This is a genomic window from Streptomyces sp. NPDC059816 (assembly GCF_042732055.1).
Lineage (GTDB): Bacteria > Actinomycetota > Actinomycetes > Streptomycetales > Streptomycetaceae > Streptomyces.
Genome location: NZ_JBHWIQ010000014.1, coordinates 97152 through 121015, shown reverse-complemented (window position 1 = coordinate 121015; position 23864 = coordinate 97152). Strand labels below are relative to the sequence as shown.

Below are 23864 nucleotides of genomic sequence, written 5' to 3'. Positions count from 1 at the left end.
TATTACTTGAAATTTTTTCATTGCGGTTGTGTGGGGGGGTTTGTTTTTGTTTCACTTGGGGGGGGGGGGGGGGCCCCCCCCCCCCCCGCCCCCCCCCCCCCCCCCCACCCCCCTGGAGCGAAGGCGCTACGGGACGGGTCGGGGCCGGACGGGTCGGCGCGGGGCGCTGACTACGTGCCGGAGTGCGCCGGGGCCGTGGGGGCGCTGGACGCGCGCACCCGCAGCTCCGGGAGGATCGCGAGCCGGTGCCCGGGACGTCCGGGGTCGGCGAGCCGGTCGGCCAACAGGCCGACCGCACTGGCGCCCACCGCGAGCTTGGGCGGCGCGACGGCGCTGAGCGGGATGTCGGCCAGGGCGGCGACCTCGTCGTCGTACGCCACGATCGCGAGGTCGTCGGGGACGCGCAGCCCCCGTGCGCGCAGCCGTTGGAGCAGCACGATCGCGTCGTGGTCGTTGTGGACGAGGGCGCCGTCGAGTTCGCCCGCCGCCGCTGCGTCGGCGAACCGCTCGACCGGGGCCGAGCGCCCCGCCGGATCGGTGCCCGGCGGCGACAGTCGCAAGCTGAGTGCGGCTGCGGGGTCGAGCCCGGCCGCGGCCAGCCCCGCGAGGTAGCCCTCCTCGACCAGCGGGGTGTGCGGGCTGTCCTCGCGCAGCAGCAGCCCGATGCGGCGGCGACCGAGGTCGGCGAGGTGGCGCACGGCGGCCAGCGCGCCCGCAACGTGATCGGTGACCACGCTCTCGGTGTCCGCGAGCCCCGGGCCGGGGCGGCGTTCCACGAGGAGGTGCGGAACCGTCAGCTCGGTCAGCCACGCCTGGTCCGCCGCCGGACCGCACGGGGTGATGAGCAGTCCGTCGACCCCGTCCTCCAGCAACTGTGCGGCCTGCGCCTGCTCCTCGGCCGGGCTGTACTGGGAGATGCCGAGGACCAGCCGGATGCCGCGGGCCGCGGCGGCGGCCCGCGCCCCCTTGATGACGTCCGGGTAGTAGTAGTCGGCGGCCGGGACGATCAACCCGAAGGTGCGGGGGGCGCCCCCCGCCGGGACCGCTCGGGGCGTCCCGCCGAGCGGACCGCGCGGGGGGAGGCCCGTGGGTTCCCGGCGACCGGATCGCTGGACCGCGCCCCCGTGGACCCGGTCCAGCAGTCCCCGTTCGGCGAGGGCCTCCACATCACGGCGGACGGTCACCGAGGAGACCCCCAGTTCCTCGGCGAACTCCGTGACCCGCAGTGAGCCGTGCTCCCGGAGCCTGCGCAGTATCGCCTGGTGCCGTTCTTCGGCGTGCACGTGAATGGGTCTCCTTAGTCCTTGTCCGCGGGGGCCGTTCGGTCCGCCGGGTCCCGTTGCTGGTTCCCCGGTACCGACCCGCTCCCGCCCACCGGCCCTCCCCGGCTGAGCCGAAGCCTAGCCGGTGGCCGATCGTTTGTGAACGTTTGTGTTCGAACAATCAATTCAGCGCTGAGATGTGCAGACCGTTGCCGCTTCTTGAGCGGGCATGTTAGAAATCGCTCACTCTTGAGCGTCGCGAGCGTCGGCGCCTTCCGCTCCCTCCCGCGGACGTTCCCCGCACGCTCGTCGCCCCTTCCCGTCCTCATGCCCCGCCTTCTCCTGCTCGCCCCCTGCTCGTCCCCGGCTGCCCGCAGCCCCCTTCAGCTGCCCCAGCCCCGATACGCCCGCGTGCCGGATCCCCCGTCCGGCCGCTCATCCGCCCGGAGGTCCTGCCCATGTCCGAAGCAGCGTCCCGACCGTCCCGTGCAGCGCAACCGCGCCCCTCTCTCTCCCGGCGCACCCTGCTGCGCCTCTCGATCGCCACCGCCGCCGCCGTACCGCTCGTCGGAGTCCTGTCCCTCCCCGCACACGCCTCCACCGACGTGTACGACGCCCTGCGGCTGAAGTGGCGCGAGCTGGTGCTCGGCACCGGATTCGACCCCGCCGCCGCCCCGTACGCGGCCAAGCTGACGGCACTCGGGGCCACGGCCGGCACCCTGCGCGCCACCATGAACCCGGCGAACGGTTCCCTGTGGCCGGACCTGCCCTACGCGGACCCCGAGCCCGACCTCGACCCCGAGTCGTACACCTTCTCCGGCAACCTCGGCATCAGCTACCACCGACTGCGCACGCTGGCCGAAGCCCACGCCCAGCCGGGCACCGGGCTCACGGGCGACCCGGGTCTGCTCGCCGACGTGCTGACCGGCCTCGACCACCTGCACACCCAGGCGTTCAACGCCGGCCAGGCCCGCTACGGCAACTGGTACAACTGGCAGATCGGCATCCCGCAGACGCTGCTCGACATCTGCGTCCACCTCTACGACCACCTGGGCGCCACCCGGTTGACCAACTGGATGGCCGCGATCGACCACTTCGTCCCAGACAGCGTGGTCGCCTCGTACACCGGCACCTCGACGGGAGCCAACCGCGTCGACCTGTGCCGGGTCCTCGCGCTGCGCGGCGTCGTCGGCAAGACCTCCGGCAAGATCGCCACGGCCCGCGACGCACTGTCCCCCGTCTTCCCCTACGTGACCTCCGGCGACGGACTGTACGCCGACGGCTCGTTCATCCAGCACAGCACCGTTCCCTACACCGGTTCCTACGGGTCCGTCATGCTCGGCGGACTGTCCATGCTGTTCACCCTCCTCAAGGGTTCGCAGTGGGAGGTCACGGACAGCGGCCGGCAGATCGTACTGGACTCCGTGGACCGGGCGTACGCGCCGTTCCTGTACAACGGCCTCGCCATGGACAGCGTCTCCGGACGCTCCATCAGCCGGGGCCTCCAGAAGTCCGACACCCGGGCCGTGCGCCAGGACGACCACCTGCGCGGCCACGCCATCATCGCCTGCATCGCCCTGTTGGCCCGCAGCGGCTCCCCCGCGGAGCGCAGCAGCATGGACGCGATGGTCAAGGGCTGGATATCCCGCGCGACCATCAACCCCCTGCTCACCAGCCCCGCGCTCGGCGTCGCCCAACTCGCCCGGCTCAAAGCCATCAACGACGGCCCCGGGCCGGCCGCCCCCGAGCCGATCGGCCACCGGCTCTTCCCCGCCATGGACCGCGCGGTGCACCGTCGGCCCGGGTGGGCGGCGAACGTCTCGATGGCCTCCCGGCGCATCACCTACTACGAGAACGGGAACGGCGAGAACCTCCGCGCCTGGCACAGCGGTTCGGGAATGCTCTACTGGTGGGGCAGTGACTTCGCGAACGGCCAGTACAGCGACAGCTTCTGGCCCACCGTCGATCCCTACCGGCTGCCCGGCACGACGGCCTCCACGAAGAAGTTGGCCGACGGCGCGGGCGGCGCCTGGGGCGCGGCCCGTCCCGACGTGCGCTGGGTCGGCGGCGCCACCGACGGCACGTACGGGGCCGTCGGCCAGTACCTCAAGGGCCTGTCCTCCACCCTCAAGGCCAAGAAGTCCTGGTTCTTCCTCGACGACGCGGTGGTGTGCCTGGGCGCCGGCATCCACGCCCGGGACGGCGTCGGCATCGAGTCCGTGGTCGACAACCGCAACCTCGGCGCGTCCGGCACCCACGCCCTGACCGTCGACGGCACCGCCCAGCCCGTCTCCCAGGGCTGGACCGCGGCCTTCCCCACCGCCCGGTGGGCGCACCTGGCCGGACACGGCGGCTACGTCTTCCCAGGCGGCACCCCGCTGAGGGCCCTGCGCGAGACCCGCACCGGGGCCTGGTCCGACATCAACACGGGCGGCACCACGGACCCGGTGAGCCGCCGTTACGTCACCCTGTGGTGCGACCACGGGACCGATCCCACCTGGGCCACCTACGCCTACGTACTCATGCCCGGGGCGACCGGCGCCCAGACCGCGGCGCGCGCGGACGACACCGGCTGGCTCCAGGTCCTCGCCAACTCCGACGAGATCCAAGGCGTTTCGGTCCCTTCCCTGGGCTTCACGGGGATCAACTTCTGGTTCGCGGGCACCGCGGGTGCCGTCTCGGTGAGCGCTCCGGCCTCCGTCCTGATCCGACGCACCGGCAGCACCGCGGAGCTTAGGGTCAGCGGGCCGCTCCGGGACGGCGCGGTCATCGACCTGACCTGGAACACCCCGGTCGCCGCCGTCACCGCGAAGGACGCATCGGTCCAGGTGCTGGGCACCGGGGCCGCGCTGCGCCTGCGCATCACCGCGGGAACCCTCGGCGCGGTGCACGCCGCGACCCTGACCCTGGCCTGACGGCAGGGGCACCTCCACGCGCCGTGGAGGTGCCCCGACCGCCCGCCCGGGCCCGGATACGGCCCGCGCGCATCGGCCAATAGCTGGCCGGTTGTCGCCCTGCGCCCGCGTGGCGGTCGGGACGGTCGGGCCGGGACGCTACGATCACGGCGTGATGACGAACCGGTCACCGCTGTGCAACGTATCGGCGGTTCAATCCGTCCGGCCCGTGCTGCGGTTGTCGGCCCTCGTCCTGCTGCTGCTCGGCGTGGTGCTCAGCCACGGGGTGTACGCCGACAGCGCCGCCGGGCATGCCGCCGCCCACCTCGGGGTCGCCCCCGCAGCACACCACACCGCCGAAGGTCACGGTCGCGCACCGGCCGAGGCCTGCCCCGCTCCCGTGCAGCAGACCGCGCCCGACGGCGACCACGCGCCCGCCCACCCGGGCGAACACTGTGCCTCCGGCCCGTTGCCGTCCGGCCCCAGCGCCCCGGTCCCGGTCGCCACCCCCGGTGCTCGTCCCGCGGCCCTCCCGCACGTGGTTTTGGCCGGCCGCGGAACGCCGACGACACCCCTCCCCGGCCCCACCGCGGGCCACGGCTCCACCGTCGTCCAACAGGTGTAGAGCGCACGCACGGCCCCCGGGCCGTGTGCCGCCCCCGCTCCGCCGCCCTGCCCTCCGCCCGTCCGAGAGGGCCACCCCCCACCACTTCGCGCCCTGCAACCGCCGAGGCCAACGGCCTCCCGCGCGGTCAACGGGCGTACGGAGAAACCCCGTTGCCTCAGCACCGCCCACCCGTTCACCCCCGCCGACACGGTCCCCACCCCACTCCCACCCGCATCCTGACCGCCCTCGTCCGCGGCATCGTCCTCGCCGCCCTGGGGTGGTGCGTCCTCGCCCACGGCCCCCTCGAACCGGACGAACACGGTGTGGGACCGCTCCCGGTGGCCGCCGCCCCCGCGCCCGCCAGCTCCGAGCACCACCAGCCCGGCGACCACCACGGCGGCGAGGAGTGCGCCACCGACCAGGCCCAGCGACTGCCGGTCGCCGCCCCGGACTTCCCCCCGGCCCCCGGTACCCCCGCACTGATCGCCGTCGCCGTGACGGCCGTGCCGAGGGCGTGCCCCCGTAGCCCCCTGCGCCGTCACATAGACGGGCGCACCGGCAGAGCCACCTTGGTCCACACCTCGCGGTGGCGGATCTAGACCGCCTTCCCGCGGCCGGAACCCCGGCCGCCGCGCACCGGCCCCCGGCGGCCCACCACCCGCCGCTTCGGAGCCGGCGCGCGAGATGAGCGCACCCGTGCACCCATCGAAGGAAAGCGAAGGACATGCAGTCCCTACGTGACACCAGCACGACCACACCCACCGGTTCGGCCCTCCCGTCGCTGGTCGGGAACACCCCGCTGCTGCGGGTCTCGGCTCCACTGACCCCGCGGGGCCGCGGCTTCTGGGCCAAGCTCGAAGGCTTCAACCCGGGCGGCATCAAGGACCGGACCGCCCTCCACATGGTCGAACGGGCCCGATCCCGCGGCACATTGCTTCCCGGGAGCCGGATCGTCGAGTCCACCAGCGGCACCCTCGGACTCGGACTGGCGCTCGCCGGGATGGTCCACGACCACCCCGTCACCCTGGTGACCGACCCCGGACTCGAACCGTCCATGACCCGCCTCCTCACCGTGTACGGCGCCCGCGTCGACATCGTCACCGAACCCCACCCGGTGGGCGGTTGGCAGCAGGCGCGGCGCGACCGGGTCACCGAACTGCTCGCTCGGGAACCCGGCTCCTGGTGCCCCGACCAGTACAACAACCCCGACAACACCACCGCGTACACCCCGCTCGCCCTCGAACTGGCCGCACAGCTCGGGCACGTCGACACCCTCGTGTGCAGCGTCGGCACCGGTGGACACTCGGCCGGCGTGGGCCGGGTCCTGCGCCAGCTCTACCCGGACGTCCGGATCGTCGGCGTCGACACCGTCGGCTCGACCATCTTCGGCCAGCCCGCACGGCCACGACTGATGCGCGGCCTCGGCTCCAGCATCCATCCGCGCAACGTGGCCTACGGACTCTTCGACGAAGTCCACTGGGTGGCCCCGGCGGAAGCCGTGTGGACCTGCCGCACCCTCGCCGCCTCCCACTACGCCACGGGGGGCTGGAGCGTCGGCGCGGTCGCGCTCGTCGCCGGCTGGCTGGCCCGCACCGAAGCCCCCGACACCCGGATCGCCGCGGTCTTCCCCGACGGGCCGCAGCGCTACCTGTCGACCGTGTACGACGACGACTACTGCACGCGGCACGGGCTCCTCGCCGGACCGCCGCCGCCCGCGCCCGAAGTGGTGGGCAGCGCGAGCGAGAAGGAGGTCGTCCGCTGGACCCGGTGCGTCGACGTCCGTGACCCGCTCGCCACCGCCCCCGCGGCGGACGCCGGCACGGCCCCCGCGGAGGGCGCCCGGTGACCGGTGCCACCGGCACCCTCGCGCAGCTGCGGAGCCATCCGCGCGGGGTGCAACTCCTCCTCGTCAACCAGTTCACCATCAACCTCGGCTTCTACATGCTGATGCCGTACCTCGCGGCACACCTGTCCGGCACCCTCGGGCTCGCGGCCTGGGTCGTGGGCCTCGTCCTCGGCGTGCGCAACTTCAGCCAACAGGGCATGTTCCTGGTCGGCGGCACCCTCGCCGACCGGCTCGGCCACAAGCCGATGATCGTCGCCGGATGCGTCCTGCGGACCGTCGGGTTCGCCGCCCTAGGACTGGTCAGCTCCGTCCCCGCGCTCATCGCGGCGTCCGCGGTGACGGGTCTCGCGGGTGCGCTCTTCAACCCCGCGGTGCGCGCGTACCTGGCGGCGGACGCGGGGGACCGCAGGGTCGAGGCGTTCGCCCTGTTCCACGTCTTCTACCAGGCGGGCATCCTGCTCGGCCCGCTCGTCGGCCTGGTGCTGACCGGGGTCGACTTCCAACTGACCTGTCTCGTCGCGGCGGGGCTCTTCGCCGTGTTGTCCGTCGTCCAGATCAAGGCCCTGCCGCCGCGCCCCCGGGAGGCCGCTCCGGACCCGGTCCCGGCCCCAAGCACGGCCCCAAGCACGGCCTCGGGCACGGAGGGCGCAGCGGGGGACGGACCGCGGGGCGGGGTGCTCCGCCAGTGGCGCGGCATCCTCGCCCACCGTTCCTTCCTGCTCTTCTCCCTCGCCATGACCGGGTCGTACGTCCTCACCTTCCAGGTCTATCTGGCGCTCCCGCTGGAGGTGCGCAGGATCGGCGGAGAGGGAGGAGGTGCGACCGCCGCCGTCGCCCTTCTCTTCGTGGTGTCCGGGTTGTGCACGATCCTCGGCCAGACCCGGATGACCGCCTGGTGCGGAGCACGGTGGGAGCCCGGCGTCGCGGTGGCGATCGGCCTCGTGGTGATGGGCCTGGCCTTCGTCCCCCTACTGGTGGCGACGGCACTGCCGGTCCCCGAAGCGGGCACCGCACGCTGGCTGCTGGCCGCGCTGCCACCCGCACTGGCCGCGCTGCTCCTGGCCGTCGGCACGATGATCGCCTACCCGTTCGAGATGGACATCGTGGTCCGTCTCTCCGGGGGCCGCTGGGTGGCCACGCACTACGGCTTCTACAACACGGTCTGCGGCATCGGCATCACGCTCGGGAACCTGGTGACCGGCGCGGCGCTCGATGCCTCCCGCGCCGCCGGAGCACCCGCGTTGCCCTGGGCCGCGTTGGGTGTCCTGGGCCTCGGTAGTGCGGTGGCGCTGCACGCCCTGCACCGGGCGGGCCGCTTGGCGCCCGCCCGGCCCGTGACCGTCTGAGCCCGCACGGTGGGGCAGGCGCACGATGCCTGCCCCACCGTCAGCGGGTCGAATCCCGGGCGGTGACGGGAGTGTTCGCCCCGGCCCCGCTGTCATTGGCCGTCCCTACGATGTCTGCGAAGCGACGTCGTATGGCTGCGGGCGGTGTACGGAGAGGGCGCTCCGATCGGCTGGAACTCCATTCGTAGAGCGCGGTCTTGCCGATGGGGCAGGGCGGTGCTCAGGGCCACGGAGGAATTCGGATCGCTGACGCGGTCGGGGGCTGGCATGCTGCCTCCCATGGATCATCCGGAAGTACTACTCATCGGTGGGCGTGCCGGTGTCGGCAAGACGACGGTGGGGTGGGAGGTTTCGGCACGACTGCGCGCTGCGGCGGTCTCGCACGCGATCGTGGAGGGTGACTTCATGGCCCAGGTACATCCGGCACCGGAGGGGGATCCTCACCGCTCGGAGATCGCGGAGAGCAATCTGACGGCCGTCTGGGCGAACTTCGCCCGGCTCGGCTACCGCCGCCTGATCTATACGAACACCGTGAGTGTGCTGCCCGAGGCGGCGGGCATGTTCGAGCGTGCCATGGGGGCGGGCGTGCGGATCGTACGCGTGCTGCTCACCGCCTCCGACACCATCACCGGCGAGCGACTGGCAGGTCGGGAAGTCGGCTCGGAGCTGGAGAAGGAGCTGAAGGGCAGCGCCCGCAAGGCGCGGCTCCTGGATGAGCGGGCCCCCGCGGACACGGTGCGGGTGGCGACCGACGGGCGGCCTGTCGTGGACATCGCGCGTGAAGTGGTGGCCGCCACCGGCTGGATCGGGCGGTACTCCACGTCCACGACAGGGCCCACCGGCTCGACCGGTCCCCCTGGTGACGCCGCCACCAGGCCCGATCCCGGGCCGCCGCCGTAGCCGTGAGTCTGGGGGGGGCGCTGGATCTCGCCCTGCCCCCAGACCTCTCCTACGGCTCCTAGGCAGCTCCAGCGGTCACCGTCGGCGGCGCGACGCCTCGGCGAGGTTGTCTCCGTCGGGCGCCGTTCGCGGGGTGCCCGACGCTGGTGAAGCCGCCGCGGAGGCAGCCTGCCTGCGCAGGCCCGGGATCAGCACCGCCGCCACCGCCAGGTGCATCAGCGCCAGCACGGCCCGAGTACCGCCGTCCATGCCGTCGCCGGTCAACGGTAGGAAGGACAGGGCGAGTACGGCGACGGCCACACCCGTCCAGACGGCGCGGGCGCGCCGTACCCCGAACCGCTCCAGAGCGGCCAACAGCCCCCAGCCGGCGAGCGCCGCCAGCAGCGCGGCTAACCCCACCGCCACCACGCCGATGTCGAGCGTCCGCTCGCCGTCGACGATCCGCAGCCGGTGGCCCCACACCGGGTCCGCGACCAGCCACACCAGGACGGGCACCAGGACCGCGAGGCCCGAAACTCCCAAGCGCCCCCCACGCGGGCTCACTTGGTGCCGCCCGCGAGCGCGCCGTGCAAGAAGACCTCCACCAGCTCCTGCGTGGTCAGTTCCCACTCGTCCTCCAGGTGCGCATGGGTGAAGAGCAGCCCGAAGAAGAGGGCCGCGATCTGCTCCGGCGGTCGTCGCAGCGCGGCCTTGTCGGGCTCCAGTAGATCCACGAGGGCCGCCCGGATACGGGTCGCCGACTCCTCGCGACCCGCGCCGCGCACCGTGCCCGGGTGCTTGCCGCCGCGGTGCCCAGAGGCGTGCAGCGAGCCGGCGATCGCGCCCATGCGGGACAGGTGCGCCTGCAAGGCCTGCGCCGCCTCCACGAGTCGGTCGGGCAGCGGCTGCGACACCTCGATCGCGTCGAGTTCGCGGACCGCGTGTTCGGGGGAGAGCGCCTCCGCCAGGCAGGCTTGCAGCAACTCGTCCTTGTCGGCGAAGACCCGGAAGATCGTGCCCTCGCCGATGCCCGCGGCACGGGCGACCTTCGCGGTGGTCACCGCGGCGCCGTACTCGGCGATCAGCGGGATCGTGGTCTGGATGATCATCGCGCGCCGCTGTTCCGGCGACATGCCGGGGGCGCGGCGGCGGGTGGTTCGGTTTCGGTTCCCGTCGGGTGCTGTCATGGTTGCGAGACTACGGAGTGAGTCCTCACTCCGTCAATGAGTGAGGACTCACTCCGTAAACGTCAGGGCGAAGGAACGTCAGGGCGAAGTGCCCGTGAGGAGGGCCGGTTCACCGGCGGCTTCGCGGCCCGGCCGCCGCCCCTACACCCGCGCGGCCTCCTCCCCGGGCGCCTCCCGCACGGACGCCGGCTCCGGCTCCGGCCGCGTTTCGGGCAACGCGACGAAACAGGCCAGGCTCAACACCGCGACCCCGGTCAGCCAGCCGGCGACGCCCCACGGCGGCCGGGCGCCCTCCGACAGCGCCGTGGCGACGATCGGGGTCACCGCCCCGCCGAGCACTCCGGCCAGGTTGTACCCCACCGCCGCTCCGGTGCAGCGCACCCGCGGCTCGTAGAGCTCCGGAAGGTACGCGGCGATCACCGCGAACATCGTGATGAACGCGATCAACGCCACCATGAACCCCAGGAACATCAGCACCGGTTCCCCCGTGTCCAGCAGTGCGACCAGCGGGAACATCCACACCACCGAGAGGGCGCTGCCCGCCAGGCACAGCGGACGCCGGCCCACCCGGTCGCTGAGCAGTGCGACGGCCGGCGTCAGTGCCCCCTTGACCGCGACCGCCACCATCACGCACGTCAGCATCACCGAGGAGCTGACGCCGACCCGATCCGTTCCGTACGCGAGTGCCCAGGTCGACACCGAGTAGAAGGTCGCGTACCCCACGGACAGTGCGCCCGCGGTGAGCAGGACCAACCGCCAGTGGCCGCGCAGGACTTCGGCGACGGGGGCGCCCGCGCGTTGCCCCGTCTCGCTCAGTTCGCGGAACTGCGGGGTCTCCGTCAGCGAGGAGCGCAGCACCAGGCCGGCCGCGGCGAGCAGACCCGCCGCCCAGAACGGCACCCGCCATCCCCAGGACTGGAACTGAGCGTCCGTCAGATTTGCCGACAGCACCAGCATCATGCCGTTGGCGAGGAGGAACCCCAGCGGCGGACCCATCTGCGGGAAGCTCCCCCACAGTCCGCGCCGACCGGCGGGCGCGTGTTCGGCCGTGAGCAGGACCGCCCCGCCCCACTCGCCGCCCAGGCCGATGCCCTGGACGAAACGCAGCACCAGCAGCAGCGCGGGAGCCGCCGCCCCGATCGAGGCGTACGTCGGCACGCACCCCACCGCCACGGTGGCCGCCCCCGTCAGCAACAGCGATCCGAACAGCACCGGCCGCCGCCCGTAGCGGTCACCGATGTGCCCGAACACGACCGACCCCAGCGGACGGGCCACGAAGCCGACGCCGAACGTGGCGAACGCGGCGAGGGTCCCGGCCAGCGGCGAGAAGGACGGGAAGAACAACGGGCCCAGCACCAGCGCGGCAGCGGTGCCGTACACGAAGAAGTCGTAGAACTCGACGGCGGTTCCGACCAGTGAGGCGGTCGCGAGCCGCAACATCGACGGAGCTCCGCCCCGGCCGGACGCGGACGACGGAGGGCGACGGGTAGACATACCGGACCAACGCCGCTCACCCGGCGCCGGTTACGCCCGGGACCGGCCCGGACGGAGCGCACGTCGGGGGCACGGACGGTGCCGTGTGCCGGACCGTGTGCGACCCCTCGTCGGGACCGGGGTGCGTGCGGGTCGCCGGGCGGCCTGCCCGGTCCGGGCCCCGCTCCAGCCCGCGCGTGCGCACGGTTCGTGCGGCCCCGCCCGGCGAGCGGCACCCGTCCGGCGACTCATGCGCCTAGCCTTCCGGACATCGCCGCATTCGGCACGCGCACCATCACCAGAATCAGCGGGATCCGCGAGAACAGCGAGATCCGCGACACCAACGCAGCACTGCCGGACCCTCCGCGATCGCGCGGGTCACGGCATCTGCCCTTCTCGGAGGTTGCCCATGCTGGAGAGCATCGTCGTCGTCGGTGGAGGAACGTCGGGCTGGATGACGGCGTCCTACCTGAGTGCCGCATTCGGGGACCGGATATCCATCACCGTGGTCGAATCCGATCGGGTCCCCACGATCGGCGTGGGAGAAGCCACCTTCAGCACCGTCCGGCATTTCTTCGAGTACCTGGGACTGGCCGAGCGGGATTGGATGCCCGCGTGCAACGCCACGTACAAACTGGGAATCCGGTTCGAGAACTGGCGGGCGCCGGGGCACCACTTCTACCACCCGTTCGAGCGGCAGCGGGTGGTCGCCGGCTTCTCCCTGCCCGACTGGTGGCTGGCCCGGTCCTCCCCGGCCGGCCGCTTCGACGAGGAGTGCTTCCTCGTCGGCGCCCTCTGCGACAACGAGAGGTCGCCGCGCCACCTGGACGGTTCGCTGTTCGAGGGCGACCTGGCCGACCGTTCGCCCGGCCGCAGCACCCTCACCGAACAGGGCACCCAGTTCCCCTACGCCTACCACTTCGACGCCGCGCTGCTCGCCGGGTACCTGCGCGACTACGCCGTGGCCCGGGGGGTGCGGCACGTGGTGGACGACGTGGTGCGGGTGGCACAGGACGACCGCGGCTGGATCACCCATGTGGCCACCCGTACCCGCGGTGACCTGGCCGGTGACCTCTTCGTGGACTGCTCGGGCTTCCGCGGCCTGCTGATCAACGAGGCGGTCGGCGAGCCCTTCGACTCGTACCAGGAGACCCTGCCCAACGACAGCGCGGTGGCCCTGCGGGTCCCCGTGGACATGGAGCGCCGGGGGCTGCGCCCCTGCACCACGGCCACCGCCCAGGACGCCGGCTGGATCTGGACGATCCCGCTGTACGGCCGGATCGGCACCGGGTACGTATACGCGCGCGACTACTGCTCGGCCGAGGACGCCGAACGCACCCTGCGCGCCTTCGTCGGCCCCGCGGCCGACGACCTGGAGGCCAACCACCTCCGCATGCGGATCGGCCGCACCCGCCGCTCCTGGGTCAACAACTGCATCGCGGTGGGACTGGCGAGCGGATTCGTCGAGCCGCTGGAATCCACCGGGATCTTCTTCATCCAGCACGCCGTGGAACAACTCGTCAAACACTTCCCGGACTCCGATTGGAACCCCGGACTGCGCGACTCCTACAATCGGCTCGTCGGTCGGTGCATGGACGGCGTCCGGGAATTTCTGGTCCTGCACTACTACGCTGCCGCACGCGCGGACAACGCGTACTGGAAGGACACCAAGACCCGGAATATCCCCGACTCCCTCGCCGAACGCATCGAGCAGTGGCGGACGAAACTCCCGCACTCCGAGTCCGTCTATCCGCATTACCACGGATTCGAGGCGTACTCCTATGTGTGCATGGTCCTCGGACTCGGCGGAATTCCGCTGTCGCCGTCGCCCGGGCTGCGGCTCCTCGATCCCACCGCCGCGCAGCGGGAGTTCCGGCTGCTCGCCGCCCAGGCCGACGAGCTGAAACGTTCCCTGCCCAGCCAGTACGCCTACTTCGCCCAGTCCCGCTGACCGCGGCGCCGGGAGCCGTGGATCATGGCGGATCTGCTGGTGGCGGGGCTGCACCTGATCGCCCTGCTGGGAGTCCTCGCTCTGGTCGCAGCCGTCGGGCGGGTCGTCGCCGGATGGCTGAGGTTACCGCTCGTGATCGGGGAGATCCTGGTCAGCCTGCTGGTCGGCCCCGCACTGCTCGCCCTCGTCGGCAGGCACCGCTTCGACACGCTGTTCCCCGAGCAACTCGCCGACCCCCTCAAGGCGGTCGGCGAGATCGGCCTCGTCCTGTTCCTCGTCGGCGTCGTCCACGGCCTGGACCACGGCGCGGCCGACCGGGGGAACCGCACCCTGGTCCGGGTGACGGCCGGAGTGTTCCTGCTGCCACTGCTGACCGGGCTGGTGTTCGCCGGATGGGTGTGGTGGGCCGGGGGGCCCGCACTGCTCGGAACGGCTCCGCTGCCCGCGCTGGTGGTGATGCTGACGGTGGCGATGAGCGTCACCGCGGTCCCCGTACTGGCGTGCATCATCGACGAACGCGCGAGTGGGCTGGGCCGTTCCGCTCCGCTCGCCCTGCTGTCCGCCATCCTGCTGGACACCGTGGCCTGGTTGCTGCTCGCGGTGGCCCTCGGTCTGGCGGCCGGCGGACCGTGGGGCGTGGCCGGCGCGTTCGCGGCCCTCGGAGCCGGTGCGCTGGTGACCCGGTGGGGACGTTCGGTCCTGGGATGCCCGCACGTCGGCGCGGCGGCCGGGCGGCATCCGAGGGCCGCGGCCGTCGTCCTCGCGGTCATCGCCCTGGCCGCGGCGGCCGGGGCGCGCGAGGCCGGACTGACCGTCGTCCTCGGAGCCTTCCTCACCGGGGTGCTCCTGCCCAAGACCCAGGACGGCCCCTGGGAAGGGATGACCGAGCCGGTCGTCCGGCTCGGACGGCTGCTGCTGCCGGTGTTCTTCGTCGGCACCGGAATCACCCTGTTCACCGAGTCCCGCGCGACATTGCCCTGGGCCGCGACGCTGCTGTGCACCGCCCTGGCCGTCATCGGCAAGGTGGGCGGGGGGTACCTCGGCGCCCGCTGGGCCGGGGAGGACCGGGTCACCGCCCTGCGCGTCGGCGTCCTCGTCAACACCCGGGGACTCACCGAGATCGTCGTCCTCCAGGTCGGCTACGCGGCGGGCATCCTCACCCCCGGCCTGTTCCTCGCGATGCTGGTCATGGCGCTGGCCACGACCGGTCTGACCGGACCGCTGCTCTCCCTCATCGATCATCGCGTGGCCCGCCGCGAGCCGCGCACGCTCCAAGGCGGTGTGCAGTGAACCTGTCCGACACCATCACCCCCACCCGGTTCCGCGCGCTGATGGCGGGGTTCCCCAGCGGGGTCGCCGTCCTCACCGCGGCCGACACGACGTCCGGGCGGCCCTGGGGCATGACCTGCTCCGCGGTGTGCGCGGTCTCGCTGGCACCGCCGACGTTGCTGGTGTGCGTACGGGTGGGCAGCCCCACCCTGGACACCATGCTCCGGGCGGGACTGTTCGCGGTGAACCTCCTGCACGACGGGGCACGCGCCACCGCCGAACTGTTCGCCTCCGGCGCCCCGCACCGCTTCGACCAGGTGCGCTGGGAGCAGGGCGGGGGCCGCGGTGGCCCCCACCTCGTCGACGACGCGCACACCGTCGCGGACTGCGTGATCAGCGGCCACCAGGTGGTCGGCAGTCACACGGTCGTCTTCGGCGAGGTGTACGGAGTGCGGCAGCACCGGGTGCCCAGGCCCCTGCTGTACGGCCTGCGCCGGTACGCCGTGTGGCCGCACGACGGAGAGGAGGTCCCCCCGGGCCACACCGTCACCTGACCTGACACGCCATCTCCTTCGGGACGGTGCTCACGGGTCGACGGCCCGTTTGACGGTGCCGCTGCCGAGGAGCCAGCCCACCGCCGCGGTCGCCGCGGCGGCACGGCGACTGCGCGGCGACCCCGTCACCTGCTGCAACCGGGACTCGCCGGTGAGCGCGTCGGCAGCGGTGCGCGAGGAACGCAACGGAACGGTGGAAGCGCCGCTGCCGTGCACGATCAGGGTCGGCGCGGTGATCGCACCCAGCACCCCGCGCGGCTGGAGCCAGAAGACCTCGTTGAGCATCGCCCGGCCCAGCAGCAGGCCGGGGGAGTACCGCACCCGGCCGTCCGCGACCAGCTCACGGCCCGTCACCTCGTCCAGATAGCCGTCGTGCCAGGCGGTGGAGCCGTCCACGAAGTGCTCCTTGTAGTCGATCAGCGGATCGCACAGCACCAGACGGCGCACCTCGTCGCCGCGGCGCGCCGCGTAGCCCGCGGCCACCCCGCCGGTGAGGCCCGCCGCGACCAGGTCGATCTGCTCGGCCCCGGTCCGCTCCCGCAACAGACGGCTCCCCGCGCTGATCACATTGAGCAGCCCGGACAGACTCAGCTCGGCCTGCCGGCCCTCGCTGACCCCGTGGCCGGGCAGGTCGAAGCGGAGACCCGTCACCCCGCCGCGGGCCAGCGCATGCGCCACGGTGGTGTACAGCCCGCCCTGTTCCCGGGTGGCGCCCTCGGCGTGCAGGAACAGGGCCGCCCGCGCCCCCTCCGCGCCCGCCGCGGGGTCGGCGGGGGTCAACGTGCCCGAGAGCCACAAGCCGTCATGGGTGCGCAGATGGGTGCGCGACCCGTTCGATCCGATCCGGGGTGGTTCCACCCGCACGGTGGGATCCTCCATCACTCACACACTCCGTTCGGCTCGGGAACCGGGACGGACAGCCTGCCCCCGGGTGGGGGCGGACGATTCGTCGCACGGGGGATTCCGCTGGCTCGCACGGTGTGGGACGCCACGTCGTGCAGGTACGGGCGCACCCGGCAACCGCAAACCGTCAAGCCCCGCCGACGCGTGGGGATGTGGGCCCCACCCCCACCCCCGCACGATGGGCGGGGTGGGTTCCACGCCCTGGCCGCCGCCCCTGGCCGGCACCCGCCACCGGCGGTTCCGCAGCCGCGAGGGCCGACGGCCGGCCCTTCGGCACCCCACCGGCCCACGGTCGGGCAGGTGAGCCTCCCCGATCCGTCCCCTCCCCTTCCCTCCCCTTCTCCTATTCCTCCCCGTTGATCTCGTCCCCCTCCGAAGGAGTCCGGTGCGCAGGAACGGCCCCACCACCACGGGCACGGCCCGTCCGTCCCCGTCCCCCACGTCCCCCCGTGATCCGCTGCTCCCCGCCCCCGCACCCCCGGCGGCGGGACCCAAACGGATCACCGTGCTCGGCGCCGGCATAGCCGGACTGGTGGCCGCCCACGAACTCGAACGGCTCGGCCACCGCGTCCAGGTGCTGGAAGCCCGGTTGCGTCCCGGCGGCCGGGTCCGCACGCACGGCTTCGCCGGCCGCGGCCACGGCCCGCTCGTCGAACTCGGCGCGATGCGCATCCCCGCCGCCCACCGCCTCACCATGCAGTGGATCGACCGGTTGGGGCTGAGCGACCGGGTTCGGCAGTTCCGGCCCCTCTTCTCGGACGACGCCAGCTACTTGGAGACCACCGCAGGGCACGTACGGGTCCGGGACGCCTCGCCGGCGCTCGTGGAGGAGTTCCGCCGGAGCCTGCCGCCGGGCCACCGCTACCGACCCGAAACCGTGCTGTGTGCCGCATGGCTCGCCGCGAGCGTCGACGCCGTCGCCCCCGGCACCTTCGGCCGGGCCCTGCTCTCCGGACTGCACGGGGAACTGCTCGACCTGCTCGCGGACATCGACGTGCGCCCGTACCTCGTGGACGGCCCCGTCCAGCGCGTCGACCTGAACCGATTCTTCGCCCACCACCAGGGGTTCGCGGCGAACGGCAGGTTCCGCTACTTCTTCAACGACGTGGTCACCGAGACCTCGTCGGCGTTGTTCCGACTCGACGGGGGCATGGACCAGATACCCGGGCGGCTGGCCCGACGGCTGCGCGGCCCGGTGCGCTGGGGACAGCGGGTCCTCGGACTGCACGTACGGCCGGACGGGGTCCTGGTCGACGTCCGACACGGCCTCGCGGTCCGCCGGTTGGTCTCTGACCACGTCCTGTGCACCCTGCCGTTCTCGGTGCTGCGCCGGATGCCGCTCACGGGCGTCGGCCCCGAGAAGACCGCGGTGGTCAACGACATGCAGTACTGGCCCGCCACCAAGATCGCACTCCACTGTCGGGAAGCCTTCTGGGAGCACGACGGCATCAGCGGCGGCGGCTCCTTCACCGGCGGACTCACCCGCCAGACCTACTACCCGCCCGTGGAGAGCGACCCCAGGCTCGGTGCGGCGCTGCTCGCCAGCTACACCATCGGCCCGGACGCGGAGGCCCTGAGCGAGGTGCCCCGGGAGAAGCGCGTCGGCACCGTCCTCGGCGAACTCAGCGCCGTGCACCCCGAACTCGGCGCACCCGGCATGGTCCTCGGCTCCGAGAGCCAGGTGTGGGGCGAGGACCCGTTGAGCCGGGGCGCCGCCTCGGTGCGCTGGAGCAAGGACCCCGTCACCGCGGAGGAGGAACGCGCCCTGGCCGCCGTCTCCCAGGGCGGCCTGTTCTTCGCCGGGGAACACTGCTCGTCGACGCCCGCGTGGATCGAGGGCGCCCTCGCGTCGGGACTGGCCGCCGCCGAGGAGATCCATGCGCACGCCGTGCCCCGCCGGGCGACGACCGCCGTGCCCCGGGCGGGCGCCGGAGGCACCCGGTGACGCCGGAGGGCCACCGCATCTGCCACCCAGGAGGTCTGATGAACGCTCCCCAGCCCGCCGCGTCGCACACCGACGTGTTGATCGTCGGCGGCGGACCGACCGGCCTCGCCACGGCCCTGGAACTGCGCTCGCGCGGAGTCGACTTCGTGCTCGTCGAAGCGGGCGACGGCACCGTCACCCACCCCAAGGTCAGCAGCATCGGCCCCCGTTCCATGGAGTTCTTCCGCCGCTGGGGCGTTTCCGACCGCCTCCGCCACTCGGGCTGGCCCGGCGACCACAGCCTCGACGCCGTGTGGGTGACCCGCGTCGGCGGCCACGAACTGTTCCGGCTGCCCCGCCACACCATGGACACCCGCCCCCCGTTCCGGCACACCCCGGAGCCCGACGCCGTCTGCCCCCAGCACTTGCTGGAGCCGCTGCTGCGCGCGGAACTCGGGGAACGGCCCGACGGGCCGGTCCGCATGCGGACCCGCATGGACCGCTTCCAGACGACCGACGACGGAGTGCGCGCCACGCTGATCGAGGCGGACACCGGGCGGACCACCACCCTCCACGCCCGCTACCTCATCGCCTGCGACGGCACCGGCTCCGCGGTCCGCAAGAGCTGCGGCATCCCAGCCCCGGCCCGGCACCGCACCCAGGTCTTCCGGAACATCCTCTTCCGGGCACCGCGGCTGCGCGCCGAACTCGGTGACCGCAACGCCAGCTTCTACTACCTGTTGATGTCCTCCGCCCTGCGGTTCCCGCTGCGCGCCCTCGACGGCGCCGGCCTGTACCGCTTGACGGTCGGCCTCCAGGGCCACCCCGACTCAGCTGTCGACGCGGACGTCCTGGTCCGTCGGGCCATCGCCCACGACAGCCCCGTCGAGGTGCTGTCGGACAACACCTGGCACCTCGTGCACCGGGTCGCGGACACCTTCCGGGCCGGACGGGTGTTCCTCGTGGGGGACTCCGCGCACACCCTCTCGCCGTCCGGCGGCTTCGGCATGAACACCGGCATCTGCGGCGCGGCCGACCTGGGGTGGAAGCTCGCCGCCGCACTCGACGGCTGGGCCGGCCCCGCCCTCCTGGACAGCTACACCACCGAGCGGCGGCCCGTCGCCCTGGAAGGGCTGGAGGAAGCCAACCTCAACCTCCTGAGGGCGATGGGGCGGCAGGTCCCCGACGCGCTGAACGACGACACCCCCGAAGGCGAACGGTTCCGTCAGGTGATCAGCGCGGCCCTGGCCCGCGGGGGAGTGGGCCGGGAGTTCGACGCCCCGGAGATCCACCTGGGGTTCAGCTACGAGGACTCCCCCCTCGTCGTCCCGGACCCCACCGTGCCCGTGGGGGCGCAACCCGACCGGCGGCCCAACACCCGCCCCGGCTCCCGCGCCCCGCACGTGTGGCTGACGCCCGGCAGATCGACGCTGGACCTGTTCGGCGAGGGCTTCGTCCTACTGGCCTTCGCCCCGTCCGAACGCACCGACGGCTTCGCCCGTGCCTTCGCGACCCGGGGCGTGCCGCTCACCGTCCACCGCTGCGCGGTGCCCGAAGCCGCCACCGCCTACGAACGGCCGTTCGTCCTGGTCCGCCCCGACGGCCACGTGGCGTGGCGCGGCCGGGTCCTGCCCGTCGACCCCGCCGCCGTGGCCGCCCGGGTCACCGGTGCGCACCCCCGACCCGACGCAGCCGAGGGACCGTCATGACCCGGGCACCGGCCCGGCCCGCGCTGCCCCCCTTCAGCCTGACCGGATGGCCCACCGAACGGCTCGCCGACCCGTACCCCGTCTACCGGCGCTACCGCGAGGAGGCCCCCGTCCACCGGGCCGCCCCGGCTCCCGACCCGCCCGACGCCCCCGCCACCTTCTACGTCCTGGGCCACGACGAGGTCGCCGCCGTCCTCAGCGGCGCCGCGTACGGCCGCAGCGCCCGGCGCGCCGCCACCGCCTCCACGCGCGCCCCGGAGCTGGTCCCCGAGGACCGTCCGACGCTGCGCGCCATGGTCCAGAACTGGCTGGTCTTCCTCGACCCGCCCCGCCACACGGAACTGCGGTCCGTCCTCAACCGGGAGTTCTCCCCCGCAGTGGTCACCCGGCTACGGGGGCGCATCCGGACGATCGCCGCCGACCTGCTCGCCGACCTCGGCCGCGAGGCCCGCCGGGACGGCAGCACCGACCTCGTCCGGTCGTTCGCCGCGCCCTTCCCGATCCTGGTCATCTCGGAACTGCTCGGCGTTCCCCCCGAGGACTGGCCCTGGCTCCGGGACCAGGCCGTGGCGGTCCAGCAGGCGAGCAGCAGCCGGGCGGGGCAGTGTCCGGCCGCCCACCAGATCGCCGACCGGGCCGCCCGGCAGCTCACCGACTACTTCCTGGACCTCGCCGCCCGTCGCCGCGCAGCCCCGGGACCGGACCTCGTGTCCCTCCTCGTCTCGGCGCAGACGCGGGGCGCACCGCTGAACGACACGGAGACCGTCGCGACCTGCGTGCACCTGATGACCGCGGGCCACGAGACCACCACCAACACCCTCGCCAAGGCGGTCCTCACCCTGGGTGCCCGGCCCGCGGCCTGGGCCGCCCTCCGGGAACGGCCCCTGGTCCCGCTGCCGGCCGTCGACGAACTGGTCCGGTTCGACCCGCCGGTGCAGACGGTCACCCGCTGGGCCTACCAGGAGGTGACCCTGGGCGGCCTGGACGTTCCGCGCGGCAGCAGACTCGTCGCCGTGCTCGGGGCCGCCAACCGCGATCCGGCCCGCTTCCCCGAGCCCGACGCGCTGCTCCTGGACCGCCGGGGCCGCAACCTCGGCTTCGGGCTCGGCATCCACTACTGCCTGGGCGCCAACCTGGCCCGCACCGAGATCGAGATCGGGCTCGGGCTGCTGCTGGCGGCCCTCGACGACCTCGGCGGGCTCCGGGGCCCCGACGGCTCCGGAGCCCTCACCGTGACGGACGTCGAGTACCCCGACGACCTCGTCTTCCACGGTCCGTCACGGCTCCGGCTGCACCTGGGCTGAGGGCGCGGACGCCCGCACCAACACCTCGTCCAGGTACCCGGCGAGCCGCCCGACCGGGTCACCGTCCGGCAGGTCGACCACCGCGCCCACGTGTCCGTCCGGTCGGACCAGGACCAGCCGGGCGCCCTTCACCTGGTAGGCGTGGTGGGCCGCCGTCTCCCCGGACGGCACCGCGTGCACGGCCACCATCCCCGGATAGCGGTCGTCCAGCGCCTCCGCCAGCTCCACCACGTTCACCGCGGGGGCCGGGCCGTCGCCACCGCGGTCGAAGCACAGCAGGTGGTAGCCGCCCCCGTGGGTCAGTTCCAGCACGCCCCGGCCCCCCTCACCCTCCGCACCGCCGCGGCCGACCGGGGCGTACGGTGCGCGGTCCCCGGGGCGCAGCCGCCCGGTCGCCGAGCCGTCGCGGGACACCGCGCGGCTGCCCCGGTAGGTGATCCACAGCTGCGAGAAGATGTGGAAGAACAGCCGCCGCACCGGTGCCAGCCTGCTGACCGTGCCGATGACCCGGGTCACCACCCGGGTCCGCATCCACACCGCGAGCGCGTTGTTCCCGGTCTCCGCCCGGAACCCGAGGTCCGTGCGCTTGAGGACCGCCCGCGCGACCGGGCGCCGTTCCGCGTCGTAGGTGTCCAGCAGCCACGCCGGTGCGTGCCCGTGCGTCACCTGGGCCAGCTTCCACGCCAGGTTGACCGCGTCGCCGATCCCCAGGTTCAACCCCTGACCGCCCGCCGGGTTGTGGATGTGCGCGGCGTCCCCGACGAGGAAGCAGTTCCCCGACCGGAACCGGGACGCGATCCGGCTGTGGAAGCGGAACATGGACGCCCACACGATGTCCTGGAGACCGGCGTCCACCCGGAAGTAGTCGGCGAACCAACGGTGCAGCACCGCCGGATCCAGCGGCGCGTACGCCTCGTGCGAGGCCTGCGAGGCATCCCCGCCCCGGTGGATCCACGGCGGCACCACCCCGAACAGCCGGCACCGGCCGCTGGCGAGCGGGAGGATGCCGACGAAGCCGCCCCGCGTCAGGTTCAGCCGCATCCCCTGCACCCCGAGGTCCACGTCGAGGGTGACGTCCGCGAGCATGCCGCTCTGCGGGTACGTCCGCCCCCCGAAGTCCAGCGCCAACAACCGGCGTACGGTGCTGCTGGCCCCGTCCGCGCCGATCAGCCACCGTGCCGTCACCGTCCCCGGCGCACCCCCGTGCCGCACCCCCACCCGCACCCCCCGGCCGGTGTCCGTCAGGTCCTCCACCCCGGTGTCCCACTCGACGGCCACCCCGTGTTCGGCCAGCGCGTCCACCAGCAGCTGCTGGGTCTCGAACTGCTCCAGGGCCAGGGCGTACGGGAACCGGGTCCAGGCCGCCGTGCCCTCGCCCGCGAGCGGCATCCGCCCGACGTGCCGGCCCCGCTCGTGGATCGCCACCTGGGTGATCGCCAACCCTCGCGCCACCGCCTGCTCCGCCACCCCGAGCCGGTCCAGCAACTCCAGGGTGCGGGCGTGCACGATGGCCGCCCGCGCCTCCTCGACGGGGCCGGACCCCCGGTCGACGATCCGTACCCGTACCCCGTGCTGCGCCAACGCCAGGGCGGCGGTCAGCCCGCTCGGTCCCGCCCCGGCGACCAGGACGTCGCAGTCGTGTGCATCGTGCATGTGACCCCTCAGCGTGGAAGTCGCCTCCGGGCCCGGCTTCGGACCCACTCGCCCGAGTCTGACCGCCGGGCGCATCCGTCCGCATCGCGCGCCGTACGACACGGCGGACGGTTCTCGTCGCCGGCCGACCACCGGGGGCGTCCCGGCGGAGGGGACCACGCGGGGCGCGGGGGCGCGTCACCCTACGCGAGTGCGCGGTATCCGGCGCGCCCCCGCCCCCGCCCGCTTCCGGCCCCGGTGCCCGGCCGGATAGGTTCTGGCCCTCCCACGACGGCCCACGTGCCCCGAATCCGTCCGGGAAATCCCCCCGAGCCGCCCCGAATCCACCGAGACCGGGGTCGATCACCCCGATGAGGACGTGCCGATGAGTGACGAGGAGTCCCGCGTGCACAACCGCCCCGAGCCGTTCTTCGACGACCTCGCGGACCTGTACGAACGCTTCACCCGGGTCCGCGACGCGGCCACCAGCCCGGTCCGCTCCTGGCTGGTGAGCCGCCTCCCGCCGGGCACCCGGGCCGTCGACATCGGCTGCGGCAGCGGCAACAACTGCGTTCTGCTCGCCGAACGCTACGACCACGTGGTCGGCGTCGACATCTCCCGCCGCATGCTCGACATCGCCGCCACCAAACCCTCCCGCGTCCCGGTCCGCTACCAGCACCGCAGCGCCCTGGACCTGACACCCGCCGTCGACGGCCGCTTCGACCTGGTGCTCTCCGTCAACGCCGTGTTCCACCTCGGCCCGGCCACCGAAGTGCTGCCCCGACTGCGGGACCTCGTCGCCCCCGGCGGACGCCTGGTGGTCATCGACATCACCCAACCGGACGACGAGGAGGTCGCGCGCCCCGCCCAACAGAGCGCGTACGCCTTCGACACCGCCCGCACCCTGTACGAGGTGTCGGGCGACGTGGACGCCGCCGCCGACTCGCTGCGGATGATGCTGCACCCCCGTTGGCTGGAGATGAGCGCCGCCCACATGCCCCTCACCTACGCCGAGTTCGCGCACGCCTACCGCGCCCACCTGCCCGGCGTCACCCTCACCAAGGACCTGATCCCCACCATGAGCGCCGCGGTGTGGGACGCCCCGTGACGCCCGTGAAGCCCGG

19 protein-coding genes are annotated in these 23864 nt (G+C 73.2%); 13 read left to right on the top strand and 6 right to left on the bottom strand.

Features of this window, described 5'->3' with window-relative positions:
- Positions 1–170: 170 nt before the first annotated feature.
- Positions 171–1283, bottom strand: a complete 1113-nt coding sequence (locus tag ACFV88_RS19770; RefSeq protein ID WP_385492896.1) for a substrate-binding domain-containing protein — start codon at positions 1281–1283, stop codon at positions 171–173.
- A gap of 437 nt (positions 1284–1720) precedes the next feature.
- On the opposite strand from ACFV88_RS19770, the gene ACFV88_RS19765 reads away from it, so the two are divergent.
- The 6 genes from ACFV88_RS19765 to ACFV88_RS19740 all read left to right on the top strand — a co-directional run bounded on the left by ACFV88_RS19765 (position 1721) and on the right by ACFV88_RS19740 (position 8855).
- Positions 1721–4177 (top strand): polysaccharide lyase 8 family protein, encoded by a 2457-nt coding sequence (locus ACFV88_RS19765; RefSeq protein ID WP_385492894.1) that lies wholly within the window; start codon positions 1721–1723, stop codon positions 4175–4177.
- A gap of 208 nt (positions 4178–4385) precedes the next feature.
- Positions 4386–4781 carry a hypothetical protein gene (locus tag ACFV88_RS19760; RefSeq protein ID WP_385492892.1) on the top strand — a complete coding sequence of 132 codons (396 nt, stop codon included), beginning with the start codon at positions 4386–4388 and terminating at the stop codon, positions 4779–4781.
- 152 nt (positions 4782–4933) lie between these two features.
- Entirely contained in the window at positions 4934–5362 is a 429-nt protein-coding gene (locus ACFV88_RS19755) for a hypothetical protein (protein ID WP_385492890.1), read from the top strand.
- 125 nt (positions 5363–5487) lie between these two features.
- Complete coding sequence (locus ACFV88_RS19750; RefSeq protein ID WP_385492888.1) at positions 5488–6609, top strand: PLP-dependent cysteine synthase family protein; 1122 nt, start codon at positions 5488–5490, stop codon at positions 6607–6609.
- A complete protein-coding gene (locus tag ACFV88_RS19745) occupies positions 6606–7955 on the top strand; it encodes an MFS transporter (RefSeq protein ID WP_385492887.1) in 1350 nt (449 codons plus the stop codon). The genes ACFV88_RS19750 and ACFV88_RS19745 overlap by 4 nt, the downstream gene beginning before the upstream one ends.
- 279 nt (positions 7956–8234) lie before the next feature.
- Positions 8235–8855, top strand: coding sequence for a hypothetical protein (locus ACFV88_RS19740; RefSeq protein ID WP_385492885.1), 621 nt, complete (start codon positions 8235–8237; stop codon positions 8853–8855).
- A 75-nt stretch (positions 8856–8930) separates the two neighbouring features.
- Here ACFV88_RS19740 and ACFV88_RS19735 read toward each other — a convergent pair whose 3' ends face one another.
- The 3 genes from ACFV88_RS19735 to ACFV88_RS19725 form a co-directional block, all read right to left on the bottom strand.
- Positions 8931–9377 (bottom strand): DUF6069 family protein, encoded by a 447-nt coding sequence (locus ACFV88_RS19735; protein WP_385492883.1) that lies wholly within the window; start codon positions 9375–9377, stop codon positions 8931–8933.
- Positions 9378–9394: 17 nt separating this feature from the next.
- Positions 9395–9943: a TetR/AcrR family transcriptional regulator gene (locus tag ACFV88_RS19730; RefSeq protein WP_385493020.1), complete on the bottom strand. Its 549-nt coding sequence runs from the start codon at positions 9941–9943 to the stop codon at positions 9395–9397.
- A 219-nt stretch (positions 9944–10162) separates the two neighbouring features.
- Positions 10163–11461 (bottom strand): MFS transporter, encoded by a 1299-nt coding sequence (locus ACFV88_RS19725; protein ID WP_385492881.1) that lies wholly within the window; start codon positions 11459–11461, stop codon positions 10163–10165.
- A gap of 442 nt (positions 11462–11903) precedes the next feature.
- Here ACFV88_RS19725 and ACFV88_RS19720 point away from each other — a divergent pair, with 442 nt between their 5' ends.
- From ACFV88_RS19720 to ACFV88_RS19710, 3 genes are read left to right on the top strand one after another with little or no spacing between them, the layout of a single operon-like run.
- The gene (locus ACFV88_RS19720; RefSeq protein WP_385492879.1) at positions 11904–13445 is read left to right on the top strand and encodes a tryptophan halogenase family protein; all 1542 of its coding nucleotides are present in this window, start codon (positions 11904–11906) and stop codon (positions 13443–13445) included.
- Positions 13446–13469: 24 nt separating this feature from the next.
- Positions 13470–14735 (top strand): cation:proton antiporter, encoded by a 1266-nt coding sequence (locus ACFV88_RS19715; RefSeq protein ID WP_385492878.1) that lies wholly within the window; start codon positions 13470–13472, stop codon positions 14733–14735.
- The gene (locus ACFV88_RS19710) at positions 14732–15268 is read left to right on the top strand and encodes a flavin reductase family protein (protein WP_385492877.1); all 537 of its coding nucleotides are present in this window, start codon (positions 14732–14734) and stop codon (positions 15266–15268) included. The genes ACFV88_RS19715 and ACFV88_RS19710 overlap by 4 nt, the downstream gene beginning before the upstream one ends.
- Before the next feature lie 30 nt (positions 15269–15298).
- Here the strand turns inward: ACFV88_RS19710 and ACFV88_RS19705 are convergent, their stop codons facing one another.
- On the bottom strand, positions 15299–16147 hold the full coding sequence (locus tag ACFV88_RS19705; RefSeq protein ID WP_385492875.1) for an alpha/beta hydrolase: 849 nt from the start codon (positions 16145–16147) through the stop codon (positions 15299–15301).
- A gap of 409 nt (positions 16148–16556) precedes the next feature.
- On the opposite strand from ACFV88_RS19705, the gene ACFV88_RS19700 reads away from it, so the two are divergent.
- Genes ACFV88_RS19700 through ACFV88_RS19690 form a run of 3 tightly spaced genes read left to right on the top strand, consistent with a single transcriptional unit; the run spans position 16557 to position 21108 of the window.
- Positions 16557–18116, top strand: a complete 1560-nt coding sequence (locus ACFV88_RS19700) for a flavin monoamine oxidase family protein (protein ID WP_385492874.1) — start codon at positions 16557–16559, stop codon at positions 18114–18116.
- A 38-nt stretch (positions 18117–18154) separates the two neighbouring features.
- Complete coding sequence (locus ACFV88_RS19695) at positions 18155–19804, top strand: FAD-dependent monooxygenase (protein WP_385492872.1); 1650 nt, start codon at positions 18155–18157, stop codon at positions 19802–19804.
- A complete protein-coding gene (locus ACFV88_RS19690; protein ID WP_385492871.1) occupies positions 19801–21108 on the top strand; it encodes a cytochrome P450 in 1308 nt (435 codons plus the stop codon). The genes ACFV88_RS19695 and ACFV88_RS19690 overlap by 4 nt, the downstream gene beginning before the upstream one ends.
- On the opposite strand, the gene ACFV88_RS19685 is transcribed toward ACFV88_RS19690, so the two are convergent.
- Positions 21082–22761: an FAD-dependent monooxygenase gene (locus tag ACFV88_RS19685; RefSeq protein ID WP_385492868.1), complete on the bottom strand. Its 1680-nt coding sequence runs from the start codon at positions 22759–22761 to the stop codon at positions 21082–21084. The two genes, ACFV88_RS19690 and ACFV88_RS19685, sit on opposite strands and share 27 nt — an antisense overlap.
- 364 nt (positions 22762–23125) lie before the next feature.
- Here ACFV88_RS19685 and ACFV88_RS19680 point away from each other — a divergent pair, with 364 nt between their 5' ends.
- The gene (locus ACFV88_RS19680) at positions 23126–23848 is read left to right on the top strand and encodes a class I SAM-dependent methyltransferase (RefSeq protein WP_385492866.1); all 723 of its coding nucleotides are present in this window, start codon (positions 23126–23128) and stop codon (positions 23846–23848) included.
- The last annotated feature ends 16 nt before the right edge of the window (positions 23849–23864 follow it).

Excerpts from the sequence above, each read along its gene's own strand:
- ACFV88_RS19720 (WP_385492879.1), top strand. The coding sequence starts at position 11,904 with ATGCTGGAGAGCATCGTCGTCGTCGGTGGAGGAACGTCGGGCTGGATG.
- ACFV88_RS19695 (WP_385492872.1), top strand. The coding sequence starts at position 18,155 with ATGAACGCTCCCCAGCCCGCCGCGTCGCACACCGACGTGTTGATCGTC.
- ACFV88_RS19750 (WP_385492888.1), top strand. The coding sequence starts at position 5,488 with ATGCAGTCCCTACGTGACACCAGCACGACCACACCCACCGGTTCGGCC.
- ACFV88_RS19680 (WP_385492866.1), top strand. The coding sequence starts at position 23,126 with ATGAGTGACGAGGAGTCCCGCGTGCACAACCGCCCCGAGCCGTTCTTC.
- ACFV88_RS19765 (WP_385492894.1), top strand. The coding sequence starts at position 1,721 with ATGTCCGAAGCAGCGTCCCGACCGTCCCGTGCAGCGCAACCGCGCCCC.
- ACFV88_RS19740 (WP_385492885.1), top strand. The coding sequence starts at position 8,235 with ATGGATCATCCGGAAGTACTACTCATCGGTGGGCGTGCCGGTGTCGGC.
- ACFV88_RS19685 (WP_385492868.1), bottom strand. The coding sequence starts at position 22,761 with ATGCACGATGCACACGACTGCGACGTCCTGGTCGCCGGGGCGGGACCG.
- ACFV88_RS19730 (WP_385493020.1), bottom strand. The coding sequence starts at position 9,943 with ATGATCATCCAGACCACGATCCCGCTGATCGCCGAGTACGGCGCCGCG.
- ACFV88_RS19690 (WP_385492871.1), top strand. The coding sequence starts at position 19,801 with ATGACCCGGGCACCGGCCCGGCCCGCGCTGCCCCCCTTCAGCCTGACC.
- ACFV88_RS19715 (WP_385492878.1), top strand. The coding sequence starts at position 13,470 with ATGGCGGATCTGCTGGTGGCGGGGCTGCACCTGATCGCCCTGCTGGGA.
- ACFV88_RS19705 (WP_385492875.1), bottom strand. The coding sequence starts at position 16,147 with ATGGAGGATCCCACCGTGCGGGTGGAACCACCCCGGATCGGATCGAAC.
- ACFV88_RS19725 (WP_385492881.1), bottom strand. The coding sequence starts at position 11,461 with ATGTTGCGGCTCGCGACCGCCTCACTGGTCGGAACCGCCGTCGAGTTC.